Annotated in this window: 21 protein-coding genes; 4 read left to right on the top strand and 17 right to left on the bottom strand. The window is 70.9% G+C overall.

The genetic code is table 11. The features are described 5' to 3' along the window. Window positions 1–129 precede the first annotated feature (129 nt). On the bottom strand, window positions 130–1,572 hold the full coding sequence (locus ACFPZ3_RS32485) for a pectate lyase family protein (RefSeq protein ID WP_379518111.1): 1,443 nt from the start codon (window positions 1,570–1,572) through the stop codon (window positions 130–132). Between the two features lie 310 nt (window positions 1,573–1,882). Between ACFPZ3_RS32485 and ACFPZ3_RS32480 the strand changes: the two genes are divergently transcribed. Beyond that, on the top strand, window positions 1,883–2,776 hold the full coding sequence (locus ACFPZ3_RS32480; protein WP_379518110.1) for a siderophore-interacting protein: 894 nt from the start codon (window positions 1,883–1,885) through the stop codon (window positions 2,774–2,776). 28 nt (window positions 2,777–2,804) lie between these two features. Here ACFPZ3_RS32480 and ACFPZ3_RS32475 read toward each other — a convergent pair whose 3' ends face one another. Together ACFPZ3_RS32475 and ACFPZ3_RS32470 are read right to left on the bottom strand one after the other, a co-directional pair. Then, the gene (locus tag ACFPZ3_RS32475) at window positions 2,805–5,642 is read right to left on the bottom strand and encodes a hypothetical protein (protein ID WP_379518109.1); all 2,838 of its coding nucleotides are present in this window, start codon (window positions 5,640–5,642) and stop codon (window positions 2,805–2,807) included. A gap of 65 nt (window positions 5,643–5,707) precedes the next feature. Beyond that, entirely contained in the window at window positions 5,708–6,691 is a 984-nt protein-coding gene (locus tag ACFPZ3_RS32470; RefSeq protein WP_379518108.1) for a hypothetical protein, read from the bottom strand. Between the two features lie 559 nt (window positions 6,692–7,250). On the opposite strand from ACFPZ3_RS32470, the gene ACFPZ3_RS32465 reads away from it, so the two are divergent. Both ACFPZ3_RS32465 and ACFPZ3_RS32460 read left to right on the top strand, forming a co-directional pair. After that, on the top strand, window positions 7,251–7,574 hold the full coding sequence (locus ACFPZ3_RS32465) for an STAS domain-containing protein (protein WP_379518107.1): 324 nt from the start codon (window positions 7,251–7,253) through the stop codon (window positions 7,572–7,574). 126 nt (window positions 7,575–7,700) lie between these two features. Continuing rightward, entirely contained in the window at window positions 7,701–9,122 is a 1,422-nt protein-coding gene (locus ACFPZ3_RS32460) for an RNB domain-containing ribonuclease (RefSeq protein ID WP_379518106.1), read from the top strand. A gap of 80 nt (window positions 9,123–9,202) precedes the next feature. On the opposite strand, the gene ACFPZ3_RS32455 is transcribed toward ACFPZ3_RS32460, so the two are convergent. The 9 genes from ACFPZ3_RS32455 to ACFPZ3_RS32415 form a co-directional block, all read right to left on the bottom strand. Further along, window positions 9,203–9,778: a TetR/AcrR family transcriptional regulator gene (locus ACFPZ3_RS32455; protein WP_379518105.1), complete on the bottom strand. Its 576-nt coding sequence runs from the start codon at window positions 9,776–9,778 to the stop codon at window positions 9,203–9,205. 108 nt (window positions 9,779–9,886) lie between these two features. Further along, entirely contained in the window at window positions 9,887–11,557 is a 1,671-nt protein-coding gene (locus ACFPZ3_RS32450) for an ABC transporter ATP-binding protein (protein WP_379518104.1), read from the bottom strand. Between the two features lie 476 nt (window positions 11,558–12,033). Beyond that, the gene (locus ACFPZ3_RS32445; RefSeq protein ID WP_379518103.1) at window positions 12,034–14,757 is read right to left on the bottom strand and encodes a DEAD/DEAH box helicase; all 2,724 of its coding nucleotides are present in this window, start codon (window positions 14,755–14,757) and stop codon (window positions 12,034–12,036) included. A gap of 75 nt (window positions 14,758–14,832) precedes the next feature. Continuing rightward, entirely contained in the window at window positions 14,833–15,732 is a 900-nt protein-coding gene (locus ACFPZ3_RS32440; RefSeq protein WP_379518102.1) for a diacylglycerol/lipid kinase family protein, read from the bottom strand. Window positions 15,733–15,772: 40 nt separating this feature from the next. Then, window positions 15,773–16,660, bottom strand: a complete 888-nt coding sequence (gene tatC, locus ACFPZ3_RS32435; RefSeq protein ID WP_379518101.1) for a twin-arginine translocase subunit TatC — start codon at window positions 16,658–16,660, stop codon at window positions 15,773–15,775. A gap of 32 nt (window positions 16,661–16,692) precedes the next feature. Next, window positions 16,693–17,049 carry a Sec-independent protein translocase subunit TatA gene (gene tatA / locus ACFPZ3_RS32430; protein ID WP_379518100.1) on the bottom strand — a complete coding sequence of 119 codons (357 nt, stop codon included), beginning with the start codon at window positions 17,047–17,049 and terminating at the stop codon, window positions 16,693–16,695. Between the two features lie 29 nt (window positions 17,050–17,078). Continuing rightward, window positions 17,079–17,279 carry a hypothetical protein gene (locus ACFPZ3_RS32425; RefSeq protein ID WP_379518099.1) on the bottom strand — a complete coding sequence of 67 codons (201 nt, stop codon included), beginning with the start codon at window positions 17,277–17,279 and terminating at the stop codon, window positions 17,079–17,081. Continuing rightward, a complete protein-coding gene (locus tag ACFPZ3_RS32420) occupies window positions 17,276–18,241 on the bottom strand; it encodes a helix-turn-helix transcriptional regulator (protein ID WP_379518098.1) in 966 nt (321 codons plus the stop codon). The genes ACFPZ3_RS32425 and ACFPZ3_RS32420 overlap by 4 nt, the downstream gene beginning before the upstream one ends. After that, on the bottom strand, window positions 18,238–19,188 hold the full coding sequence (locus tag ACFPZ3_RS32415; protein WP_379518097.1) for a helix-turn-helix transcriptional regulator: 951 nt from the start codon (window positions 19,186–19,188) through the stop codon (window positions 18,238–18,240). Before ACFPZ3_RS32415 ends, ACFPZ3_RS32420 begins: the two co-directional genes overlap by 4 nt. Window positions 19,189–19,226: 38 nt before the next feature. Between ACFPZ3_RS32415 and ACFPZ3_RS32410 the strand changes: the two genes are divergently transcribed. Further along, window positions 19,227–20,294, top strand: coding sequence for a DUF3866 family protein (locus ACFPZ3_RS32410; RefSeq protein ID WP_379518096.1), 1,068 nt, complete (start codon window positions 19,227–19,229; stop codon window positions 20,292–20,294). Here ACFPZ3_RS32410 and ACFPZ3_RS32405 read toward each other — a convergent pair. The 5 genes from ACFPZ3_RS32405 to pafA form a co-directional block, all read right to left on the bottom strand. Beyond that, window positions 20,240–20,719, bottom strand: coding sequence for a DUF3291 domain-containing protein (locus tag ACFPZ3_RS32405; RefSeq protein ID WP_379518095.1), 480 nt, complete (start codon window positions 20,717–20,719; stop codon window positions 20,240–20,242). The two genes, ACFPZ3_RS32410 and ACFPZ3_RS32405, sit on opposite strands and share 55 nt — an antisense overlap. Window positions 20,720–20,736: 17 nt before the next feature. Then, a complete protein-coding gene (locus ACFPZ3_RS32400) occupies window positions 20,737–21,393 on the bottom strand; it encodes a helix-turn-helix transcriptional regulator (RefSeq protein ID WP_379518094.1) in 657 nt (218 codons plus the stop codon). A 19-nt stretch (window positions 21,394–21,412) separates the two neighbouring features. After that, window positions 21,413–22,321: an FKBP-type peptidyl-prolyl cis-trans isomerase gene (locus ACFPZ3_RS32395; RefSeq protein WP_379518093.1), complete on the bottom strand. Its 909-nt coding sequence runs from the start codon at window positions 22,319–22,321 to the stop codon at window positions 21,413–21,415. Window positions 22,322–22,399: 78 nt separating this feature from the next. Continuing rightward, window positions 22,400–23,317, bottom strand: a complete 918-nt coding sequence (locus ACFPZ3_RS32390) for an FKBP-type peptidyl-prolyl cis-trans isomerase (RefSeq protein WP_379518092.1) — start codon at window positions 23,315–23,317, stop codon at window positions 22,400–22,402. A 131-nt stretch (window positions 23,318–23,448) separates the two neighbouring features. Then, a complete protein-coding gene (pafA, locus tag ACFPZ3_RS32385) occupies window positions 23,449–24,807 on the bottom strand; it encodes a Pup--protein ligase (RefSeq protein WP_379518091.1) in 1,359 nt (452 codons plus the stop codon). Between the last annotated feature and the right edge of the window lie 56 nt (window positions 24,808–24,863).

The raw sequence follows: 24,863 nt of genomic DNA, 5'->3' as shown, positions 1-24,863 counted from the left end.
TCCCGCTCGCGCGGGCGCGCGAGGAGGCCCCCGGTGAACTCTGGCTTGGCCGGCCACCAGTCGCCGCTCGCGCGGGCGCGCGAGGAGGCCCCTCCGGCGGCGGGTGCCGGAGGGGCCTCAAGGAAGGGGTCAGACGGAGATCCGGCCGGCCCCGGCGCCCGCGGTCACGATGGACTTGACGCCGGAGGCGCCGTCGAGGGAGTAGGAGTAGGGGATGGAGGAGACGCTGCCGCCGCTCTGGCCGCTGCCGGAGCCGACGAAGTGGTTGTTGCGCGCGACCAGGGTGCCCGGCCCCGAGTCACCCTCGCCGAGGTGGAACGGGTCCTCGGTGTTCTCGAAGTAGTTGCCCTCGACGAGCACGCCCGCGCCCTCGGTGGAGGCCACGCCGTAGCTGCCGACGTTGCCGTAGAAGTTGTTGTAGACGTGCACCGGGTTGCCGAAGCGCACGCGCGGGTGGCGCTGGTTCGTGCCGTCGAACCAGTTGTGGTGGTACGTCACCCGCAGGTGGCCCCGGTCCTCCGAGGCGTTGTCGTCGCTGTGACCCAGGAGCATGGTCTTGTCGTGGTTGAAGAACCTGTTCCAGGAGACGGTGACGTAGTCGCTGGCCCGCTTGATGTCCAGGGCCCCGTCATAGCCGTCGCTGAAGGAGTTGTGGTCCAGCCACACCCGCGTCGAGTACTGGACGTTGATCCCGTCGTCGTTCCAGCCGCGGAAGGTCAGGTTGCGGACGATCACGTTGGAGGCCTCGGAGATGTTGAGCCCGCAGCCGACGATCGTCGCGCCCGAGTTGCCCAGCACGCTCTTGTTGGAGGCCACCCTCAGCATGCCCGAGCAGGAGATCGTGCCCGACACCCGGATCACCGCGGCGCCGCTGGAGGACAACGCGCCGGTCAGGGCCGAGGCGCTGGTGACGGTGACCGGCGAGGCGCCGCCGCCGCCGGTGGTGCCGCCGCCCTGCGTGGCCCAGCCGACCAGACCGGTCGGGTTGCCGGGCGGAGGCGTCGTGGGCGGGTCGGTGGGCGGGTCGGTCGGGGTGGAGCCGGAAGGCGCGAGCCGCCACTGCTTGGTCGCGACCGAGTCACAGGAGTTCTGCTGCACCAGGGCGCCCGAGGAGGTCGCGTTGTCCATGGTGTTGAGGCACTTGCCGCCGTTGGCGTTGACGACCCTGACGGTGGCGCCCGACTCGGGCAGCGTCCAGGTCTGGGAGGAGGCGCCGCTGCAGCTCTCCTGCTGCACGGCCTTGCCCGCGGAGGTGCTGGCGTCCCTGACGCCGGCGCACTTGCCGCTGTGCGCGGCCTTCAGCGTGTAACCGCCGCCGCTCGCCGCCACGTTCCACGTCTGCCCGGCGCCGCCGCACCCGCTCTGCGTGAGCTGCAAGCCGTCGGACGAACTCGATCCCGGTACGGTCAGGCACAGGCCGCTGGCGTTGTTGACCACGGAGTACGCCCCCGGCGCCGGCGCGGCGGCCGCCGCCGCCGAGGCCACCGTGATGCCGGCCGTCACCGTGGTGGCGGACAGGGCCACGACGCCGGCGATGAGGGCGGCCGTTCTGCCGTTGATTCTCTCTCGCACGATTTCACGCTCCTTGCTGGCCTCGGCAGGCTCCTGATGCGGCCTGCCGCGTGGTGTCCCCCCAGCGAGCATTCGTTCACGTATGTGACAGCCGTACGTGTGAGCGAACTGCCCACAACATAGGTAAGCGCTTTCCCAGTGTCAATCGGTCATGAAACTTTCATCACAACGCCTCTTCCGCGCGGTGCGAACGGCTCCCACCTGCACGGAGTCACCCTCCGGCAGCGGCCGACGACGCTGGGCGAATGTAGCCTTAAGCCCCCGAATCGTTTAGGTTAGCCTCACCTAATAGAGATAGGAGATTTCGGGGATGACCGAGCCCTACCGCATGTTCGACGTCCGGGTGGATCGGCTCGAGCGCCTGAGCCCCTCCTTCCTGCGGGTGACCTTCACCGGCGACGACCTGCACCACTTCGCGGACAACGGCTTCGACCAGCGGCTCAAACTCATCCTCCCGCTCCCGGAACACGGCCTGGCCCACCTGCCGACCGGCTCTGACTGGTACCTGAGGTGGCGGGAACTCGACGACGACAAGCGCAACCCCATGCGTACCTACACCGCCAGGCTCGTCCGCCCCGACGCCCGCGAGGTCGACGTGGACGTCGTCATGCACGCCGACGGCGGCCCCGCCGCGCGCTGGGCGGAAGGGGTGCGCCCCGGCGACGTCGCCGTCCTCTACGGTCCCAACGCCGGCCACGAGGTCGGCCGCCAGGGCGGCCTGGAGTTCCACCCGCCGGCGGGCACGGGCTGCGTGCTCATCGCCGGCGACGAGACCGCCGTGCCGGCCATCTGCTCCGTCCTCGAATGCCTGCCCGCCGACCTGGCCGGCGAGGTGTTCATGGAGGTGCCCTGCGACGACGACATCCTGCCCGTGGAGACGGCCGCCTCGGTCAAGGTCACCTGGCTGACCAGAAACGGCGGCGCGCGCGGCGCCGGGCTCATCCCCGCCGTCAAGGCCGCCGCCGGCCGCCTGCTCCCGCCGCTGCCCGCGCCGGAGACGTTCGACGACGTGGACGTGGACTCCGACGAGCTGTGGGAGGTGCCGCAGGAGGAGGCCACGGACTACGGGCCCCTGTACGCGTGGCTGGCCGGCGAGGCATCCGTGATCAAGACCCTGCGCCGGCACCTGGTGGCCGAGCGCGGCCTGGACCGGCGGTCGGTGGCGTTCATGGGCTACTGGCGCAACGGCCGCGCGGAGAACTAGGGCGGCGGAGAACTAGGGCGGCGGAGAACTAGGGCGCAGGCGTGGGTGTCTGCACGAGCTTGGCATCGACGACCGGGGCGCTGGGCAGCGGCGCGACCACATTGTTGACCAGCGCGGTCGCCGCCGCCGTCGCGATGGCGATGGAGACGGCGGCCAGCGGCGCGGCCAGGGCGCGCAACGTACGGACGTTCCTGACGCGCGCCCACGGCTCGCCCGCCAGCCACATCAGCCGCCACTCCCACCACAGCCCCAGCCCGATGCTGACGACGGCGATGTTCCCGACCGCCACGAGCACCCCGACGAGCGGCTCGCTCCCGTTGATGCCGTAGGTGGTCGCCAGGACCAGCCCGTAAATGGACACGGGCAACTCGACCAGCAGCGCCGCGAGCAGGAACGAGAGCGACTTGGCGATCGGCCCCCTCCCGCGCACCCGCGGGTAGAAGTAGCCGAACACCATGCACAGCACGGGCAGCGACAGCAGCGCCAGCGCCGCGTACAGGACCTCGGACGGCTCGGCCTGCCCTCCGCGCACCGATTCGCTGATCCGCACAGCCGAGTACGGCAGCGACAACACCGCCCCCGCCCCGAACGCGGCCAGTCCGTTCTGCCAGGGCGTGCGCCCCGCCACGGTGGCCAGCGCCAGGTCGGAGTCGACGGGACCGTTCCGCTCGTCACCCGCCTGTTCCAGCGCCTCGCGCCGCTGCTCGAAGTCGTCGCCCGGTTGCCGCAGCAGGTGCGTCAGCGCGGTACGCGCCGATCTGCGCCTGATCATGTCGCGGACGAGCAGCCGGTGCTCCTCACCTGAGACCGCCCGCTGCAGGCCTTCTCGCGGGGCCGGCAGCATGAAGCAGACGCCCGCCCAGGTGAGGAGCACCACGAGACCCGTGACGGGGCTGCCGTTGAACTGCAGGTGCATCAGCAGCACGAAGAGCAGAGCCGTGTGGAAGGCGGCCGTCTCGGTGAGGCCCTCGGGACCCTGACCCCACCGGCGCACGCGGACCACGAGCATGATCAGCGCCAGCATCGGGATCCCTTGCAGCACGACCAGGGAGAGGAGTTCGACGAGCCCGCCCCACCGCAGGGATGCCCAGTCCTGCACGGGGATGGCCGAGTAGGCCAGCGCGCCGAGCGCGACCGACGTGGCGATCACCCATCGGGCCGCACCCGCCGGCGACCACCGGTGACTCGCCTCGGTGACCCAGCCGAAGACCAGGACGCACCAGGCCAGCGCGATCATCGCCATCCACATGAGGTTCGGCGGGGTGAACCCGATCGACACCGCCCTGCCCGCCAGCAGCGCTCCGGCCGCCGTCAGCAGGAGAGCGACGTGCGGAAGCAGGCGCCGCAGCCGGGGGAGCACGGCCGTGACGGTCGTGACGGCCACCGCACCGGCCAGCCCTCCGGTCGCCGGCCCAGGACCGAGGAGCGCCGCCAGTGACCACGCGCACAGGATGAGGCCCGCCACGATTCCGGCCACCGCCGGGACCACCGCGGGCAGGCGGCTGTGCCCTCGCGCGGCACGAGCGGTGGAGAAGAGCGCCAGGACCGGCACGACGACCATCAGCACCAGCGCCGTCAGGTTCGTGACGTCAGAGTTCAGGAAGAACGCCATCAGGCCGGACCCCGCCGCGACCACGGTCATGAGCAGCCAGTTGCGGGGGCGCCGCCACCACGAGCCCCCGAGCGCACGAGCCAGGGTGTAGAACAGCGCCAGCATGGCGGCCACCGAGCTCACCAGTCGCAGCACCTCCCAGCTCCGGCTCAGGAAAGCGCCTGTCTCGTCATCGTCGGACTCGTCGGACTCATCGGACTCCGCGGCACCGCCTTCCAGATACTGGCTGATCCCCTCGTCTCCGCCGAGGTAGTAGGCCACAGGCCCGGACCGGCCATCCATGGTGAAGGCGGCCGTCATCGGGCTACCGCCGCTCGCGCGCAGGTAATGCGCGTCCTGCGTCAAGGGCGGGGGCCCGCTCACCCCGGCCACCGTCCAACCGGTGGCGGAGACGACGATCTCGTGGGCGGTCAGCCGGGACACGGTCGCGTCGGCGGACGGCCTGTATTCGACGCCGACGAAGCTGTTCGGATCGACGAGCACGGTGTACGACACGCCGGTGTAGGTGATGACGGCCCCGCGCGAGCCGCGTTCCGTCCTGATGACCGGTGTGCTGAAGGCCACATCGAGGTCCGGCGAGTCCAAGGCGACGGAGCCCATCCGGGCCGCGACGAACTCGGCGGGCGCGCGACCGGCGGCGCCCGCCCGCAAGGCGGCCACGTCGGGGTCGTCCACGGGCACCCGGACCTCGTGCGTCACCCGCATCCGGCAGAGGATCGCGTTCGGCGCGCGACCGATGACGGGCATCTGCGCGGCGTCGGGGTGATCCTGCCAGGCGCCGGGCTGGGCGCGGGTCAGCGTGACCCACGTGGTGGCGACGCGCGGCGGCCCAGGCGGCTTCGGGGCCCGGCCCTTCGTCACCACGAGGTCGGCGCGGCCGAACCGGGCCCCGCACCTGACGATGACCGGATATCTGCCCGCGGGCAGCGCGCGATCCAGGTCGGCGTCGGTGAACCAGCCCCTGCCGGGCAGCTTCTCGTAGGTGTCCGGGCTCTCAGGGAAGGCGTTGGACTCCACCACCGTGTCATCGTCCTCGCAGAAGGACGTCACCCGTACCCGGGCCGTACCGGCCGGGACGCTCGGCGGTTCGATGGTGACCCGGACGGGCATCGGCGTGGGTGTCTCCGAGGGCTCCACGACCGGCGCCGGTGCCGGTGGTGGGGGCACGTCGATGCGCCCGACCGCCCACAGCCCGCCGCCGGCGGCCAGCAGCAGGCACCCCGCTCCGAGCCATCGGCGGCGTACGGCGTCCACTCACGCATAGTCCGCCCCGACGCGGCGAATCCCCCGGAACTATGCGTAACCGTGACGTGGCCGGATCAGGACAGCGGTACCTCCGGCGAGTTGCCCAGCACCATCCGCAGCTCGGCGGGGGTGGGCGGCTTCGTCCAGGTCAGGCCGGGCCCGCCGGCGGCGATCAGCTTGGGCACCACCTCGCGCAGCAGCGCCCCGGCCGCCGCGTCCGGCTGATTCTCGCGCGCCTCCCGGTAGAGGTCGAGCACCCGGGCCAGGTCCAGCATCATCGTGTTGCCCTCGCCACCGCCGCCCCCCTCCTGAGCCGGCGCCCTATCGAGACCGCCCCGCACCGCCTCCCTGAGCTGTCCCTCACCGGAACCGCCCCCCACCGCCTCCGTGGGCCGCACCTCGCCGGGGTCGCTCACCTCCGCCTCGCCATTGGGGCCGTCCCCCTCGGCCTCCGGGAACAGCGTCTCACCGCTGGGGCCGTCCCCCGCCGCCGTCTTGGCCAGCGCCTTGACCGGTGTGCCGTTGACGTGCGTACGGTCGTCGCGGGAGCCGGACACGCTCACCTGCAACGCTCCAAGGCCGGCTTCGCCCGATCCGGCGCCGACGACCTCGCCGACGGCGGCGGCGAAGCGGGCGGCGTCCAGGCCGTCCACCTCTTCCTCCAGCCAGCCGGGCCGCAGGTGCAGCACGCCGGGCCGTTCGGCCGCCGCGAGTTGCTCCATCAGCGCCTCGACCGTCCCCTGCGGGTCGTGCAGCGCGGCGTCCCCCCGGGCCGCGAAGGCGTCCGCGAGCAGGTACAGGGAGATCAGCCGCGGCGGCTCGTACGTGGTGAGCACCCCCTGCTCCCCGCCCACCCGCACGACGCCACCCGCCTCGTGATAGGCCCGCAGCCCCTCCATGAACGCGGCCGCGGCCTCCTGTTCCAGCAGGAACTGCCAGCCCCACTTCCGCTCGCCCTCGAACCCGTCGGCACCCTCACCGCCCGCCGGATCCCGCCGAAGCCACCAGACCACCGCGCCGACCCCGGCAGCGGCCAGCACCGCGAATACGAATAACACGCTTTCCCCCTGGTCATCGTCATGAACCCCACGGAATGACAGGGCTAGCAGCGTAGTGCGATCTCCCCCCGTAATTCCGTAAATTTCCTGAAAATACGCCCAGCTGTACCTGCCCTGACACGCGCACCCGTACAACTACGCGACCGGCCGGCGACCTTGCACGGGCCAAGCGCAAGCAGGCACTCGACGACCCCGAGACCGCGGGCCCGGGCCGTCTTCCACCCCACGTCCGCCTCCCACCACCCGGCGCACGCCGCCTCCTCCAGCCGCCCCGGCGTCGAGGACGACTGCGCCGCGTCGTGTGATCTCATCCTCCTGGGGCTGAAACCACGCTGAAAGGTGAGGTTTTTTCTATCTGCTAACCACAATTGCTTTCCCGAGGAATTCTCCTGTCTACCTTGCGGCGATCTGTCCTCTCGACGTGTCGGGACAGGCATGTACACTCCATTCCGGAAGCACACAGTCGCTCTATGTGACGCGAGCATGACATCTGGTGCCAACGGCAAGGGCGGGTCCGCGCTACCCACAGGATGATCCCGGCCCCTGAGAGAGCGCGGAGATGGACCCACTTCACCTGACCACCAGCCGCCATGACGGGACTCTGACCGTGAGCGTGTCCGGCGAGCTCGACATCGCCACCACCGAGTTGCTCCGCAGCCACCTGCTGGCGCTGCTGCAGGAGGCCGATCACGCCCGCCGGCCGGGCATGGCGCTGGTCATCGAGGTGAGCGACCTGTCCTTCATCGACGCGGCCGGGCTCGGCATCCTCGTCTCCGTCCAGAACCAGGCCCTCAGCCAGTGCACCCCCGTGCGCATCGAGGGCACGCCCCCCGCCATGCAACGCCTGCTCCAGATCACCGGCCTCGACCGGCACTTCACCTGAACGAACGAACCACCCGCCCGCACCGGCACCTCACCTGAGCGGCACGCCGTCTGAGGGGATCACCGGCCAGGACCGGGCACCCACCTGATCCGGCGAGTGATCCCCCGCGCCGGTAGGTTGTCACGCGTGCCAACGATTCAGGTTCCCGATGAGATACCCCTCAAGCTGGAGGACGGGTTCGAGCGGATCAGCCGGGAGCTGAGACTGCCCGGCGACTTTCCGCAGGCCGTGCTCGACGAGGCGGCCTGGGTGGCCCTGGTGCCGAGGATGGACGCCGAGGACATGTCGGACGTCCCCTTCGTCACCATCGACCCGCCCGGCTCGATGGATCTCGACCAGGCCCTGCACCTGGAGCGGCTGCGCGGAGGCTACCGCGTCTGGTACGCCATCGCCGACGTCGGCGCCTTCGTACGCCCCGGCGGCGTGATCGACACCGAGGCCCGCACCAGGGGCGAGACCGTCTACCTGCCCGCGGGCAAGGTGCCGCTGCACCCGCCGGTGTTGTCGGAGGACGCCGCCAGCCTGCTGCCCGGCGCGCTGCGACCGGCCGTGGTGTGGCGCGTAGACCTCGACACCGACGGCCGCACGGTGGGGGCCGACGTGCAGCGCGCCCTCGTACGCAGCCGCGAGCGCTACGACTACGCCTACGTGCAGGCGGTCCACGACACCCGCACCGCGGACGGCGTACTGGAGTTGCTGGCCGAGATCGGCGAGCTCAGGCTGGCCCTGGAGCGCGAGCGCGGCGGCGTCACCCTGCCCACCCCCGACCAGGAGGTGGCGCGCGACGACGGCGGCTACCGGCTGCGGTTCCGCGCGCCACTGCCCGCGGAGGCGTGGAACGCGCAGATCTCGCTGCTGACCGGCATGGCCGCGGCCGCCATGATGCTCGACGCCGAGATCGGCATCCTGCGCGTGCTGCCCAGTCCGCGGCCCGATGCTCTGGCCAAGGTACGCAGGGTGGCAAAAGCGCTGGACGTGCCGTGGCCCGAGGGGGCGGGGTACGGCGCGGTGGTGCACGACCTGGATCCCGGGAAGGGACCGCAGGCGGCGTTCCTGCACGAGTCCAAGGTGCTGCTGCGCGGCGCCGGCTACGTGGCCTTCGACGGCGCGCCGCCCAGGCTGGCCGAGCACGCGGCGGTGGCGGCCCCGTACGCGCACGTCACGGCCCCGCTGCGGCGCCTGGTGGATCGTTACGCGAGCGAGGTGTGCCTGGCGATCGCGGCGGGCGTGCCGGTCCCGTCCGACGTGCGGGCGGCGCTCGCCGTCCTGCCCGACCTCATGTCCTCCTCCGGGCGGCGAACCGGGGCGGTGGAGCGGGCGTGCGTGGACCTGGTGGAGGCGTTCCTGCTGCGGGACCGGATCGGGCAGGCGTTCCAGGCGGTGGTGATCGACGTGGACGAGCGGCGCGGGGGCGGTCAGGTGCAGCTCGTGGACCCGGCCGTGATCGCCCGCTGCGACGGCACCCTGCCCCTGGGCGAGCAGATCACCGTCCGCCTGGTGCAGGCCGACCCGGCCACCCGCGAGGTCCGCTTCACCCTGGCCACCTGAGCCACAAGGCCCCCGGCTCGCCTGGGCCCGCGTCCCACCGCGGAACCCGCCAAGCTCGCAGCGGGAGCGGGAGCGGGCGGTCAGTTCGTCTTCGCTCGCATCCCGTCGCAGACGACCTCCGCCATCCGCACCGCGCCGCCCCTGGCGCGCGCCCGCCGCTCGGCGACCAGGCAACCCCGCAGCAGATCATGGACGTCCTCCGCCACCAGATCACCACGAACCGCCCCGACCCGCCGCGCCCGCGCCAGCAGCCGGCCCAGAGCGGCGGCGAAGTCGGCGGCCAGCGTGGAGCCGGGCCGCATCGTCAGCCCCGTCTCCAGCATGTCGCACAGCGCCCGGTTGGCCGCGGCCTGCTCGATCACCGCCGTGAACCAGCCGAAGAACGCCCGCCCCGCGTCCTCGGCGGTGGCCAGCGCGCGGGCGTCGGCCACGAACCGCTCGATCCGCCCCAGCAGCACAGCCTCGAACAACGCCTCTTCTGTCGGGAAGTGCCGGTAGACCGTGCCGACCCCGAACCCGGCCCGCCGCGCGATCTCGTCGAAGGAGATGGTCAGGCCGTCGCCGTCCATGGCCTCCTGCGCGATCTGCAGGACCCGCTCGCGGTTGCGCCGGGCGTCGGCGCGCAGTGGCCTGGCGGAGCTGTGGTCGTCGCCCATGACCTGCCTTCACGCGGAGAATGCTCTCCGATTCTATCCAGGAGATTCACGGCATACACCCGTGAAACGGCAGCGCCCGCCCCGCTGAAGGCAGGACGGGCACCGGGGTCACGATGCCGTGGAGCGGCTGAAACGCGACGGCACGCCGACGCGTTTCAGCCTGATTCGTTCTACGCGCGGAATCGGCTCCAGCTCCACCACGCGCGCCCCCTCGGGCACGTGCTGCGGGTCGTGCGTGATGAGCAGCGTGGTCCGCCCGGACATGAGCCGCCGCAGCGGCCGCATGACCTGGGCGGCGGTGGCCGCGTCCAGCCCGCTCATGGGCTCGTCGAGCACCAGCACCGGTGTGTCGCGCAGGATGGCCCTGGCGATCGCGATCCGCTGCCGCTGCCCGCCGGACAGGAGCCGTCCCCGCTGGCCCACCGGCGTGTCGTACCCCTGGGGCAGCAGTTTGACGAAGTCGTGCACCCCTGCCGCCTCCGCCGCCCTGATCACCTCGTCGAGCGAGGCGGCGGAACGGCCGTAGGCGATGTTGTCGCGTACCGAGCCCGAGAACAACATCGTCTCCTGGTGCAGGATCGTGACGTTCTCGCGCACCGACTCCCTCGTCAGGCCCCGCAGGTCGGTGCCGTCCAGCAGGATGCGGCCCCGGTCGGGGTCGTAGAAGCGCAGCAGCAGCTTGGCCAGCGTGGACTTGCCCGCCCCGCTGGGCCCGGAGATCACGACGACCTCTCCGGGCTCGGCGGTGAAGGACACGTTCCGCAACGCCGGCCGGGGCCGTCCCGGGTAGGCGAAGCCGACCTGGTCGAACACGATCCGGCCGCCGCTCCTGCCCACGGGCACGGCGCCGTCGGCGTCGGTGACGACGGGCTTGACCCCCAGGATCTCGATCACCCGGTCGGATCCGGCCGCCGCCTCCGACACGTTCATGGCCAGCTCTCCCAGGCCCTGGACGGCCGGGTAGAGGAGGGCCAGGTACGCCGCGAAGGACAGCAGCCCGCCGAGCGTCAGCCGGCCCGCCGCGATCTCCCACGCGCCGAACCCCAGGATGACGATCAGGCAGACGGTCTCGATGACCTGCATCACAGGGCTGTAGAGGCCGGCCAGCCAGGCCTGCGCCATGTTCGCGCGCAGCCAGCCGCGGCCCTCCCCGTGCAGCCGCCGCGACTCGGCGCCCTGCCTGTTGTACGCCTGCACGAGCGGCTGGTTGGCCAGCCCCTCCTCCAGCACGCTGTTCATCGCCCCGTTGCTCGCCCGCTCACGTGCGGCGGCCGATCTGAACCTGCCGGTGAACCCCTTGGAGACCACCAGGAACAGCGGGACCAGCGCCATCGTGAGCAGCGCCAGATCCCATCGGATGAAGAACGCCGCCCCCGCGAAGAAGACGACGCTGGCGACCGTGGTGATCGCCCTGACGAGTCCGGACCCGACGAGCTCCTCAATGGCCTCGATGTCGTCCGTCATGCGCGCCATCAGGTCGCCCAGCCGCCGCTTCTCGGAGAAGTCCGGCGCGAGCGTCTGCAGGTGCGCGTACACGCGGTCGCGCAGGGCCAGCAGGAAACGTTCGGCGGCCAGCGCGGTGGCGTACGCTCCCGCGAAGGAGGCCACCCCGGCCAGCACCGCGAGCGCGAGCCAGGTGAACGCGGGCCCCCAGAAGGCCCCCAGGTTCCTGGTCGTGAGCACCTCGTCGGTGATGTGCCCGAACAGGCGGATCGCGACGACCTCGCAGAGCGCGGCCAGAATGGCGAACAGCACTCCGGCGGCGAACAGGCGGCGCAATCCGCGGGTGTCCGGCCAGAACTCGCGAAATGTGCGGCGAAGGGAAATCGTCGGTGCGAGTTCACGGCCGGAGACGCTCAAAGAGAGCCGGCGGCTGAGCCGCCGGCTCTCAACGGGGCGCTCTAGCACCCCCACCACCTGCGGCGGCCACAGCAGCTCCACCTACGGTAACAGCGGCGACGGCGACGGCATCCCCATCCCTGCTGGTAACCCACCTGAGACAGTTGCGTGTTCGCCATGATTCCTCCCCCGTTGGCTGAACACTGATAAATCGGACGCTAGCACCCTAATTGCTATAAATCAGCAGATTATCGCCGATTTCAGAAAGACTTGACTGGTAAAATCCGACGGGAAAGGCGATAACGACAACCAACGTAAAGTCGCCCCCGGACAGGTAAAAGCACAAGCCCAGACCACGCCAAAGCAAAAGATGCTCCTGAGAAGTAGCTCCCAGAAGCATCCTTGACGAAAAACGCCTAGGTGAGCGACGAGTACGCCACCACCCCGCGCCGCATCGCGTCCATCGCCTTGCCCGCCGACTGCTTGATCTTGCTGCCCGGCGGCGCCGCGTTGCCGAGCTGCCCCAGCAAGTCCATCAGCTGCTTGATCCACCGCACGAAGTCACCGGCCGCCAGCTCGTTGCCGTTGACGCCCTCCATCAGCACCGCGTCCAGCGTGTGCCCCTTGGTCCACCGGAACGCCGCCCACGCGAACCCCAGATCGGGCTCCCTGATCGTGGACAGCTGATGGTCGGACTCGATGCCCTCCAGCTCCCCCCACAGCCGCACCATCGCCGACAACGCGTCCTGCGCCCGCCCCGCCGGGATCTTCGGCCGCCGGGCGTCGTCGGACGCCCGCGACTCGAACACCAGCGCCGACACGCACGCCGCCAGCTCCGCCGGCTCCAGCTCCTCCCACAGCCCCATGCGCAGGCACTCGGCCGTCAGCAGGTCCAGCTCGGTGTAGAGGCGGCCCAGCCGGCGCCCCTCGTCGGTGACCGTCTCCCCGTTGAGGTAGCCGAGCTGCTCCAGCACCGAACAGATGCGGTCGAACGTACGGGAGATGACGTGCGAGCGCCCCTCCACCCGGCGCCGCAGCCCCTCGGTCTCCCGCTGCAGCTTGTAGTAGCGCTCACCCCAGCGGGCGTGGTCCTCGCGCTCGTCGCAACCGTGGCACGGATGCTGGCGGATGAGCCGGCGCAGCTCGTTGATCTCCTCGTCCTCCACCGTGTGGTCGCGCACCCGGTCCGGCTTGCCCAGATCACGGTCACCCAGCTTGGCCAGCAGCGTGGAGACGAGGTTGGCGCGCTCCTTCGGCGAACGGCCGTTGAAGTTCTTCGGGATGCGCAGCTTCTCCAGCGGCTCGACCGGCACCGGGAAGTCGGCCGGGTCGAGCTTTTTGATCTGCTTGCCGATCGTCAGCACCAGCGGGCTCGGCCCCGTGCCCCTCGGGTTGCGCCCCGGGTCGAGCACGATCGCCAGGCCCGCCCGCCGCCCGCCAGGCACCCGGATGACGTCACCCGGCTGCAGCGCCTCCAGCGACCGCGCCGCCGCGGCCCGGCGCGCGGCGCCCCGCTGACGCGACAGCTCCGCCTCCCGGTCCGACAGACGGCGGCGCAGCTCCGCGTATTCGGGGAAGTCGCCCAGGTGGCACGTCATGGCCTCCTGGTAGCCCTCCAGAGCCTCCTCGTGCTTGCGCAACTGCTTGGCCAGCCCCACGACCGCCCGGTCGGCCTGGAACTGCGCGAACGACTCCTCCAGCAGCGTCCTGGCCCGCTCCCGGCCGAACTGACCGACCAGATTGACCGCCATGTTGTACGACGGCTGGAAACTGGAGCGCAACGGATAGGTGCGGGTGCCCGCCAGCCCCGCCACCGACAGCGGATCCATGCCCGGCTGCCACAACACCACCGCGTGACCCTCGACGTCGATGCCGCGCCGCCCCGCCCGGCCGGTGAGCTGGGTGTATTCGCCCGGCGTCAGATCGGCGTGGGTCTCACCGTTCCACTTGTCCAGCTTCTCGATCACCACGCTGCGGGCCGGCATGTTGATGCCCAGCGCCAGCGTCTCGGTGGCGAACACCGCCTTGACCAGCCCGCGCGTGAACAGCTCCTCCACGACCTCCTTGAAGGCCGGCAACTTGCCCGCGTGATGCGCGGCCAGGCCCCGCTCCAGGCAGTCGCGCCACTCCAGGAAGCCCAGCACGGCCAGATCCTCGTCGGGCAGGTGCGCGGTGCGCTCGTCCACGAGCTGCCTGATCTCGTGCCGCTCGCGGTCGCTGGTGAGCCGGATCCCGGCGTTCAGGCACTGCTGGACGGCCGCGTCACAACCGGCGCGGGAGAAGATGAACGAGATCGCCGGCAGCAGCCCCTCGGAGTCCAGCTTCTCGATCACCTGCACCCGGTCCGCCGGACGTGAACGCTGCGGCCTCCCATAGCCACGCCGGCCCTGCCCCTGCGTCAGCCGCTCGGCGTCACGCGTCACCCGCATCAGCGTCGGGTTGATGCGCGGCGTCAGGTCGTCGTTCATGAACAGGTCGTAGACGCGGTTGCCGATCATCATGTGCTGCCACAGCGGCACCGGGCGGTGCTCGTCGACGATCACCGTCGTGTCGCCGCGCACGTCACCGAGCCACTCGCCGAACTCCTCGGCGTTGCTCACCGTCGCCGACAGCGCCACCAGCCTGACCGACTCGGGCAGGTGGATGATGACCTCTTCCCACACCGCCCCGCGGAACCGGTCGGCCAGGTAGTGGACCTCGTCCATCACCGCGAACCCGAGCCCGGCCAGCGTCGCCGAGCCGGCGTAGAGCATGTTGCGCAGCACCTCGGTCGTCATGACCACGATGGGCGCCTCGCCGTTGACGCTGTTGTCGCCGGTCAGCAGCCCGACCTTGGCGGTGCCGTAGCGCTTGACCAGGTCGTTGTACTTCTGGTTGGACAGCGCCTTGATGGGGGTGGTGTAGAAACACTTGCGGCCTTGCTCCAGGGCCAGGTGCACGGCGAACTCGCCGACGACCGTCTTGCCCGACCCCGTGGGCGCCGCCACCAGGACCCCGTCACCGGCCTCCAGAGCCCGGCAGGCGTCGAGCTGGAAGTCATCCAGCGCGAAGTCGTAGAGGCCCCGGAACGATCTGAGAGCGGCCCCGTCGTCCCCGTACTTCTGACGGAAGGCCGCATAGCGTTCCGCTGGCGTTGTCATACCCGTCAGCCTACCGAAATCGCCATTCCGGTCCGTCCCGCCCGTTACCGGGCGGGCGCCTTTACAATGTAGATTTCAAACGATGACGCGCAGCGCCCCAGGCCGCACCTCGCATCGCATGGGCACCGGCCCCACCCGTTCGCCGTCGGCGTAGGCCACTGTTTCGTCTCCTGTGTCGGCCGCCGCCACCTGCACGATGCGCGCCCGCCGCAGCGACACGGCCGGGTGCCCGACGTGCGTGCCCCGGTAGACGCTGGGGAACACGCGCAGGAACTCCCCCTTCGACATGGCGCCCAGCACCATCACATCCAGCAGGCCGTCGTCGGGCACGGCGTCCGGGCAGACCCGCATCCCCGCCCCGTACGAGCGCGTGTTGGCCACCGCCACCAGCATGGCCTCCCGCTCAATCACCTCGTCCTCGTCGAACGTGACCCGGAACGGGATCGGCCGGAACGAGCGCAGCTCCTGCGCCATCGCCACCACGTACCTGCCCATCCCGGGCGGCCAGGTGCGCCGGTTGGCCCGCTCGTTGACCCGCGAGTCGAAGCCGCAGCACACCACCCCGGCGAACAGCTCCTCGACCGCCCCCGCCCGGATGTGCGCGGCGTCCACCAGCCGCGACTTCATCCGCAGCACGGTCCTGGCGGCGGCGACGAGGTCGCCGCGGGGCAGGCCGAGCGCGGCGGCGATGTCGTTGCCGGTTCCGGCGGGGATGATGCCGAGCGGCACGTCGGTGCCTGCCACGGCCTGGACGGCCAGGTGCACCAGGCCGTCGCCGCCGAAGGCCACGAGCGCGTCGGGGCGCTCGGACACGGCGGTGCAGGCGCGTTCAAGCGTGTCGGCGGCGTCGACGCCGACGATCACGGACAGCTCGGCCCCTCCGGCGCGCAACCGGCGCGCGACCGGTTCGAGCAGGCGCAGCGTACGCCCGCCGCGGGCGGCGGGGTTGACGAGCAGAACGAGTTGCGGGGACACGCCCGGAACCTATCGTCTGCGCCGCGGAAGCGAAATGCCCTTATCGCTTGCCGGGATCGGGCTCCTCCTCGAGCGGCGTGTCATCCTCGGGCGGCGCGGTGTCCTCCATCAGCGGGGACGCCTCGTCGTCGGACAGATGGGAGAAGTCCTCCGTCGCCGGCATGCGCTTCTCGCGCAGGTACATGAACAGCTCGGCCAGGAAGTACAGGGCGATCATCGGCGCGGCCAGCGCCATCATCGTGAGCGGCTCGCCGCCGGGGGTGACCACGGCACCGAAGACGAACATCACGAAGACCACCATGCGGCGATGCTTCTTCACGGTGGTGTAGGAGAGCACCCCGATGACGTTGAGGAAGACCAGGATCAGCGGCAGCTCGAAGGAGACACCGAAGATCAGCAACATGATCAGGACGTAGTCGAGGTAGTCGTCGATGCCGATGGTGGCGACGGTGCCCTCGAGGGAGAACCCCAGCAGGATGCCGAGGCTGGTGTCCATGATGAAGTAGGCCAGCGCCGCGCCGAACACGAACAGCGGGACGGCCAGCCCCAGGAACGCGATCGAGTAGCGCTTCTCCGTGCGATAGAGCGCGGGGGTCACGAACGCCCAGATCTGGTAGAGCCAGACAGGCGAGGCCACCACGAGCCCGATCATCAACGAGACCTTCAGCGTGATGAAGAAGGACTGGAAGATGCCGCTGTAGGTGAGACTGCACTGCCCGTTGAGCTGGCGCGACTGCACGGTCTCGCAATAGGGCGCCTTGAGCGTCTCCCACACCGGATCGAAGAAGATCCATCCGATGATCACGCCGACGACGACGGCGGCGAGCGCGATGAGCAGCCGGTTGCGTAGCTCGCGCAGGTGATCCATGAGGGGCATGCGGCCCTCGGGGTCAGGTGCGGTCTGGCTTGACCGTTTGAGCAGCGCCATCTAGCAGTCCAGGTGACGAGGAGGGACGGGGGTCAGGCGTGCTTGTCGGCCTGCGTGGCGGCACTGGCGCGCAGCCTGGCGGCCTGCTCCTCGAGCTGGCGGGCCTGCTCCTCGGCCGACAGCGCCGAAGCGGGCGCGGGAGCAGCGGCCTGGAGCTGCTGCGGCTGCACGGGCTGAGGCTGCGGCTGGGCCTGCGCCTGGACCGGGGGCTGCGCCTGGACGGTGTGGCCGTCCTCGTCCTCCTCGCCGCGGAGCTTGGAGGTCTCCGACTTGAAGATGCGAAGCGACCGGCCGACGCCCCGGGCCATCTCAGGCAGCTTCTTCGCACCGAACAGCAGGACGAGCACCAGCGCGATGATCAGAAGTTCGGGGACTCCGAGATTTCCCATGAAATGCCCTTTTCTAGCGAATGCCTATATCAGCCACGATCGTACGCTGCCTGGGGCGCGGTCTCATCCCCCCGGCCCGCCAATCTGGCCCGCCTCGGCTCCAGCTGGGCTTTCGCCTCGGCGATTTCCCTTTTCAGAGTACGTGCCGCGGCGACGACGCGGGCACCCGCGATTCCGAGCACGACCAGCCCGGCCACGCCCAGCCCCACGGACACGAATATCCACGTCATGATCGGTGAGCGTACAGGGCCAGGGCGCGCTCGGCCTCACGGCGTACGGTCTCGGCCATGTCGGGCGGGGAGACGACGCGGCCGGTGTCGCCCAGCCGCAGCGCCAGCTTGAGGATCCAGTCCTCGTCGCGGGCCCGCAGCGCCACCCGCAGCCGGCCCTCGCCCAGCTCGGTGATCCGCTCGCACGGGTAGTACTCGGCCACCCACCGCCCGGCGGCGCTCAGCTCCAGCTCGACCAGCTCGTCGGTGGGCGAGGGCCGGAAGACGCCGTCGGTGACGTCTCTGGGCTCGGCCCCGGCGGGCGGGTCGGCGGGCACGTCGAGCACGTCCACGCCGAGCACCCGGTCGAGCCGGAACAGCCGCATGGCCTCGGCCCGGTAGCACCAGCCCTCCAGGTAGGCACGGCCGTCGACGACCACGACCCGCATGGGGTCGACCTCGCGCGGCGTCACCTCGTCGCGGCCCTGGACGTAGTAGCGCAGCGACAGCCGCCGCCGCCTGGTGAGCCCCTCGCGCACGCGCGGCAGGGCGTCGGGGGCGGCGTCCACGTCCACGGCGACCTGGCTGCTGACGGTGGCGGCGCCCTCCCCCGCGGCCCGCTCCAGCTTGGCCATCACACGGGGCAGCGCGTCGCCCGGCACCTCGGCCAGCTCCGGGGTCGCGGCCAGCATGCGCAGCGCGACCAGCAGGGCGCTGGCCTCGTCGATGCCGAGCCGCAGCGGCCTGCCGATGGTGTCGGCGTTGTCGATGATGATCTCGCCGCCGTCCCAGGAGACGTCGATGAGGTCGCCGGGAGTGTGACCCGGCAGCCCGCACATCCACACGAGCTGCAGGTCGTCGATGAGCTGCTTCTCGCTCAGCCCGAACACCGCGGCCACCTCGCCGACCTGCGCCCCCGGATGGGACATCAGGTACGGCACCAGCGCCAGCAACCTGGGCAGCCTGTCGGCGGACCCGCTCATGTGTATGCCCCCTTCAGTCTGCGGATGACGGCCTCGCGGGCGTCCGGCGGCTCGACGACCTCGACGTCGGCGCCGAGGCTGGCCATCCACCCAGCCAGCCGCTCAGGGTCGGAGAAGATCAGCTCGGCCTCGTCCCACCCGCCGGTGCCCGTGTGCACGGCCCTGGACAGCTGCCGCAGCCCCTCGCACGCCCCCTGGCGTACGCGGACGACGGCGACCCGCTCCTCCATCGGCTCGTCGGGGAAGCCCACCATGGCCCGCAGGTCGACGCCCTCGGGCACCTCGACCACCCCCGGCCTGCCGATCGCGGCGACCTGCCCGGTGATGCGGCTGAGCCGGAAGGCGCGCGGGGCGTCCCTGTCGCGGTCGAACCCGGCCAGGTACCAGCGGCCGCGCCGGCTGACCACACCCCACGGCTCCACGGTGCGGCTGCGCACGCTCTCGCTGCCGGCGCCGCGGTAGTCGAAGCGGACCACGCGCCGGTCGCGCACGGCGTCCCACAACGCGGGGAAGGCCGGGTCGCGGGTGTCCACGCGCAGCTCCAGCGCTCCCGTGCCGACGGGCTGGTCGGTGGCCACGCCGCCGGCCCGCAGCTTCAGCAGCGCCCCGGAGGCGGCCTCGGCCAGGCTGGCGCGCTGCCACACCTGCGCGGCCAGGCCCAGCACGGCGGCCTCGTCGGGCTCCAGGGTGATCTCGGGCAGCTCGTAGGACTCCCGCTCGATCCGGTAGCCCGGCTCGTCCTCCCACGGGTCGCGCACGACGTCGATCGGGATCCCGATCTCGCGCAGCTCGTTCTTGTCCCGCTCGAACATGCGCTGGAACGCCTCGTCGCCATCGCGGTCGTATCCGGGGACGGCCTGGCGGATCTGCTCGGCCGACAACGGGCGCCGGGTGGCGAGCAGGCAGATCACCAGATTGAGCAACCGTTCTGTCTTCCGGCGCGACATCTGCCTCACTCCTCCTTCATCGACGCTACCCTGCCCCCGTGATCAGATGGCGCAAGGGCGAGGTTGTACGGATCCGACGCGAGTGGCCGGGAGCGGTGGAGCTGGACGTCGCCGTCCCCGAGGGGGAGTGCCGGGCGCTGGCCTATCCGCCGTTGGTGGGCCGCCCGGAACCCGGTGACGAGGTGCTGCTCAACACGACCGCGCTCGCGATGGGTCTCGGTACGGGAGGTTACGCCATGGTGGTGGCCGTCCCGAACCGTTTGCCGCAAGATCCCGAGGGTCCCGGGCACCTGGTGAAGGCCAGGTACACCCCGCTGCAGGCCACGGTGCAGGGCGCCGACGAACAGGATTCCCCGTATCACGCCAGGTTGCGCGAGGCGGACTCGCTGGACGGCATGCCCGTGGTGATGGCCGACCTGCACTCGGCGCTGGCGCCGATCCTGTGCGGATTGTACGAGGCGAGGCCGGGCGTGCGGGTGGCGTACGTGATGCTGGACGGCGGGGCGCTGCCCGTCTGGTTCTCGATGACGGCGGCCCGGCTGCGCGAGATCGGCTGGCTGGCCGGCGTGGTGACGGTGGGCCAGGCGTTCGGCGGCGACGTGGAGGCGGTCACGACCCACACCGGGCTACTGGCGGCCAGGCACGTCCTCGACGCCGACGTGGCCATCGTCACGCAGGGCCCGGGCAACCTGGGCACGGGCACCCGGTGGGGCTTCTCGGGGGTGTCGGCGGGCGAGGCGGTGAACGCGGCCGCCGTGCTGCTGGGGCGGCCGGTGGCGGCGCTGCGGGTCAGCGAGGGCGACAAGCGGGAGCGCCACTACGGCGTCTCGCACCACTCGCTGACCGCCTACGGCCGGGTCGCGCTCTCCCCCGCGCAGGTGCCGGTGCCGGAGCTGCCGGGCGAGTTCGGGGAGCGGGTCAGGGACCAGGCCGAACTGCTGGCCGTGCGGCACCGGCTGGTCCCGGTCCCGGTGGACGGCCTGCACGAGGCGCTGCGCGAGTCCCCGGTCCGGCTCTCCACGATGGGCAGGGGGCTGGAGGAGGACCTGTCCTACTTCCTGGCCTCGGCGGCGGCGGGCAGGCTGACGGCCTCGCTGCTGTCGTAGGTGTTCTTGTAGGTGAACGCCTCGGGGCTCGGCCCCTCGGCCTTGAGCCGCTCCAGCCGGCGCATCCCCTCCGCCAGGGACGGAATGTGGCCCTCGGGGATCCACCACATCACCATGTACGGCTCCGCCATGCGCAGGAACCACTCCCTGCGCCGTCTCAGCACGTCCAGGTGGGGGGTGCGGTAGACGTAGTTCCAGAGCGACTCCAGCGACTCCCACACCGAGAAGGTGATCAGCAGGTGGTCGCCGTAGTCGTGGATGATGGTGGCGGTGGGGTCCGCCTCACTCTCCTTGAGCCGCCACACGAACCCGGGCGCCGCGTCGGCGAGGGCGTTGATGGGTTCGAGTTGTGCGACGAACTCGGCGAGTTCGGGGCTGTCGATGGGCGCGCGCATATGGGCGATGTTGAGCTCGGCGAGATGCATGGGGCTCAGCACACCATTCACCCGCCTTCTATGTCAATGGATGTTTGTTTTAGAGAGACGCAACACTCCCCGGGACGCGGGTCCATCTCCGCCCTGGCCGGGTCGTCGCCGAGCCCTTCGAGCAGCCCCTGGCACAGGGCCAGGTTCATCGAGCAGACCAGCAGCGGCTGCTCGACGGCCAGCACGTGGAAGGGGCAGTTGCGCAGCCGCAACCTGCCGTCCTCGGCGTACGGCTCGTAGCCGCGCTCGCCCAGCAGGCGCTCGACGGGCTCGCCGCGGCGCCGCCCGGCCATCCTGGCCCCGGCGCCGCGCGCCGCCTCCTCGGCCCGCTCTTCGGCGCCGAGCACCTCCACCACGTCGGCCAGGACCGAGGCGAGGGTGACGTAGTCGCGCGGCGGCAGGCTCACCGACCGCTCGCCCCCGGCCCTGCGGTAGACCTTCGCGGGCCGGCCGCTGCCCGGGCCCTTCTTGTCCGGCCGGCGAAAGCCGCTCTCCAGCAGGCCGGCCTCGACGAGCTTGTCGAGGTGGTGGCCGGCCAGCGTCCTGGACACCCCCGCGGCCTCCGCGGCCTCCCCGCGGCCCACGTCGCCGCCCCGGGAGGTGACGGCCTCGTACAGGCTGCGGCGGACGGGGTCGTGCAGGAGGGCCAGCGCCTCGAGGTCGTCGCTACTCACATCGGGAGTCTACGAAGCCTCAGTAGGCGGCGATGACGTCCACGACGAAGACGAGGGTGTCGGAGCCCTTGATGCCGTACGCCGGATGGCCGGCGGGGCCGTACCCGTAGGCGGGCGGGACGATCATCGCGACGCGGCTGCCGACCGGCACGCCTACCAGCGCCTTGTCCCAACCCTTGATCACACCGCCGTCGCCGAGCTTGAACGCCTTGGGCCGGCCCGTGGACCAGGTCGCGTCGAACACGCGGCGCCGGCTCCAGACGGCCCCCTCGTACTGGGTGACCACGAGCTGCCCCGCCTGCGCCTTGCGCCCGCCGCCCCTGGCCAGCACCTTGGCCTCGAACCTGGCGGGCGGCGCGGTGGCGGGCACGGCCAGCGCGGGCCGGGCGCCGCCGCCGACGCGCACTCCGGCCAGCGTCCCGCCGCCCGCCTTCACCGAGACGCCCTTGTGGTGGGCGCCCAGGATGTCGACGACGTAGAACAGCTCCTCTCCCGCGCCGACGCCCTGCGGCGGGTTGGCGCCGAAACCGTTCTCGGGCGGGATCGCGGCGATGACCCTGCTGCCCACCCTGCGGCCCCGCAGCGCCCGCTCCAGGCCCGGCAGCAGCTCCCCCACCGGGAACGCGGCCGGGATGCCCCGGTTGAAGCTGGAGTCCACCAGGCGGTTGTCCCTGCCGTTCCACACATGCGCGGTGTACTGGACGATCGCCACGTCGTCGGGCGCGAGGGTCTCCCCCTTGCCGGCGGCCAGCTCGTCCACCTGCAGCCCGGCCATCGGTTCGCCGTCGGGGAAGACGATCGTCGGGCGGGCGCCGAACCGGCCGCCCACCTTCAGGTCGAGGTCCTTCGCCGCCTCGCCCGTGCACCCCGCCACCAGCAGGGGCGCGAGCAGCAGGGCGGCCAGCGGCGACGCGGCGGCACGGCGCATCGTTCCTCCCAGCGCGGAGCGGCCCGGCGGCGTCACGCCACCGGGCCTCGCGATGCTACCGCGCCGCCGCTTCGATCGTCAGTAGGCCGCCAGCACGTCCACCACGAACACCAGCGTGCTCTTGGCGGGGATGCCCTGCTGCGCCTGGTCGCCGTAGCCGAGCTCCGGCGGGATGCTCATCACGACGCGGCTGCCGACCGGCACCCCGGCCAGGCCCTTCTGCCACCCCTGGATCACCTGGGCGAGGGGGAACTCGGCCGGCTGCCCCCGCTCCCAGCTCGAGTCGAACTGCTTGTCGCTGCCCCAGATCTTGCCCGTGTAGTGGACCGAGAGCGTGTTGGTGGTCTTCACCTTCTCGCCGGTGCCCTGGATGACCGTCTTGACCACGAGGTCCTTCGGCGGCTTCTCGCCGGTCTTCGTGGTCAGCGTCGGCGCCTTCTCCCCGCCCGGGTTGACCACCTTGACACCCTTGATGGAGTCGCCGGTCTCCTTACCGTTGGCGGCCTTCAGCGGCGGCGGCTGCGTGCCGACCACGTCGAACACGAACACCTTGGTCGGCTCTGGCGGCGCCGTGGACTGCTGCTGGGCGACGGAGTCGTTGGCCAGCACGGCCAGCAGCCGGCCGCCGTGCTTGACCTTGGTGAAGCCCTCCTGCAGCACCTGCGGCAACTGCTCGTTGATCGCGATCGTCTCCGGCGCCTTGGTGTCGTAGGAGGAGCCCTGAACGGCGTTGCCCTTTCCGTCCCAGTTGTAGACGGTCAGGTTGACCAGCACCCGGTCGCCGGCCTTGAGGCCGGTGCCGGCACCCGGGTGGATCACCTCATAGGACGACTTCGTCGCGGGCGAGCCCGAGGGGAAGGTCACCGTGGGCTTGGCGCCCACGGTCCCGGCGACCTTGACCCCGGCCGACCCGCCGGGGGCGGTTGCGGAGGCGGTGGCGGTTGCGGAGGTGCCGCCGCCGGAACCGCACGCGGCGGCGAACAAGATCAAAGGCACGGCGGCCAGTACGGCCATAGCGCGGCGCATGAATTTCCCTCGGAAAGACGGCAGATTCGCGTCACACTACCCGACTTCCCGGTAGGGCCGTGGTAAACGATCCCCCACGGCCCGACCGGCCCGACCACCGCTCACATACCGGCGATCAGCTTGTCCACTCGCTCGTCGACGCTGCGGAACGGGTCCTTGCACAACACCGTGCGCTGCGCCTGGTCGTTCAGCTTGAGGTGCACCCAGTCCACGGTGAAGTCGCGCCGCTTCTCCTGCGCCTTGCGGATGAACTCGCCGCGCAGCCGCGCCCTGGTCGTCTGCGGCGGCACCGACTTGGCCTCGAAGATCTTCAGGTCGGACGCCACCCGCTCCACCGAGCCGCGCTTCTGTAGCAGGTAGAACAGCCCGCGCTTGCGGTGCACGTCATGGTAGGCCAGGTCGAGCTGCGCCACCCTCGGCGAGGACAACGGCAGGTCGTACTTCTTCCGGTAACGCTCGATGAGCTGGTATTTCGTCACCCAGTCGATCTCCCGCGAGACCAGGTCGAGGTTGCCCGTGTCGACCGCGTGCAGCGTGCGCTCCCACAGCTCCAGCACCCGGTGCGCGATCGCGTCGCCACCACGGCGGTCGACGAAGTCCTTCGCCTTCGACAGATATTCCCGCTGGATCTCCAGGCTGGAGGCCTCACGCCCGTTGGCCAGGCGCACCCGGCGCCGGCCCGTCATGTCGTGGGAGACCTCGCGGATGGCCCTGATCGGGTTCTCCAGCGACAGGTCGCGCATCACCGTGCCGGACTCGATCATGCGCAGCACCAGGTCGGTGGCGCCGACCTTGAGCAGCATGGTGGTCTCGCTCATGTTGGAGTCGCCCACGATCACGTGCAGCCGCCGGAACCGCTCGGCGTCGGCGTGCGGCTCGTCACGGGTGTTGATGATCGGCCGGGACCGGGTGGTGGCGCTGGAGACGCCCTCCCAGATGTGCTCGGCCCGCTGCGAGACGCAGTAGACCGCCCCGCGCGGCGTCTGCAGCACCTTGCCCGCCCCGCAGATGATCTGCCGGGTGACCAGGAACGGGATCAGCACGTCGGCCAGCCGCCCGAACTCCCCGTGCCGGCCGACCAGATAGTTCTCGTGACAGCCGTAGGAGTTGCCGGCCGAGTCGGTGTTGTTCTTGAAAAGGTAGATATCACCCGCGATGCCCTCTTCACGCAGCCGCTTCTCGGCGTCCACGAGCAGGCCTTCGAGGATGCGCTCGCCTGCCTTGTCGTGCGTGACGAGCTCGATGACGTTGTCACACTCGGGTGTTGCGTATTCAGGATGGCTGCCCACGTCGAGATAGAGACGTGCGCCGTTGCGGAGGAAGACGTTGCTCGATCGGCCCCAGGACACGACCCGCCGGAACAGGTAGCGGGCGACCTCGTCGGGGGACAGCCTGCGCTGGCCCCTGAACGTGCAGGTCACGCCGTACTCGTTCTCCAGCCCGAAGATGCGACGATCCATCACCTCACACTATGCCCACGGATCCGCAAGCGGGAGGGATCTTCCCAGGTGTTTTC

The sequence above is a fragment of the Nonomuraea insulae genome, from assembly GCF_042656245.1.
Note: the sequence above shows the minus strand (reverse complement) of the source record. Positions and strands in the feature narration are given on the sequence as shown.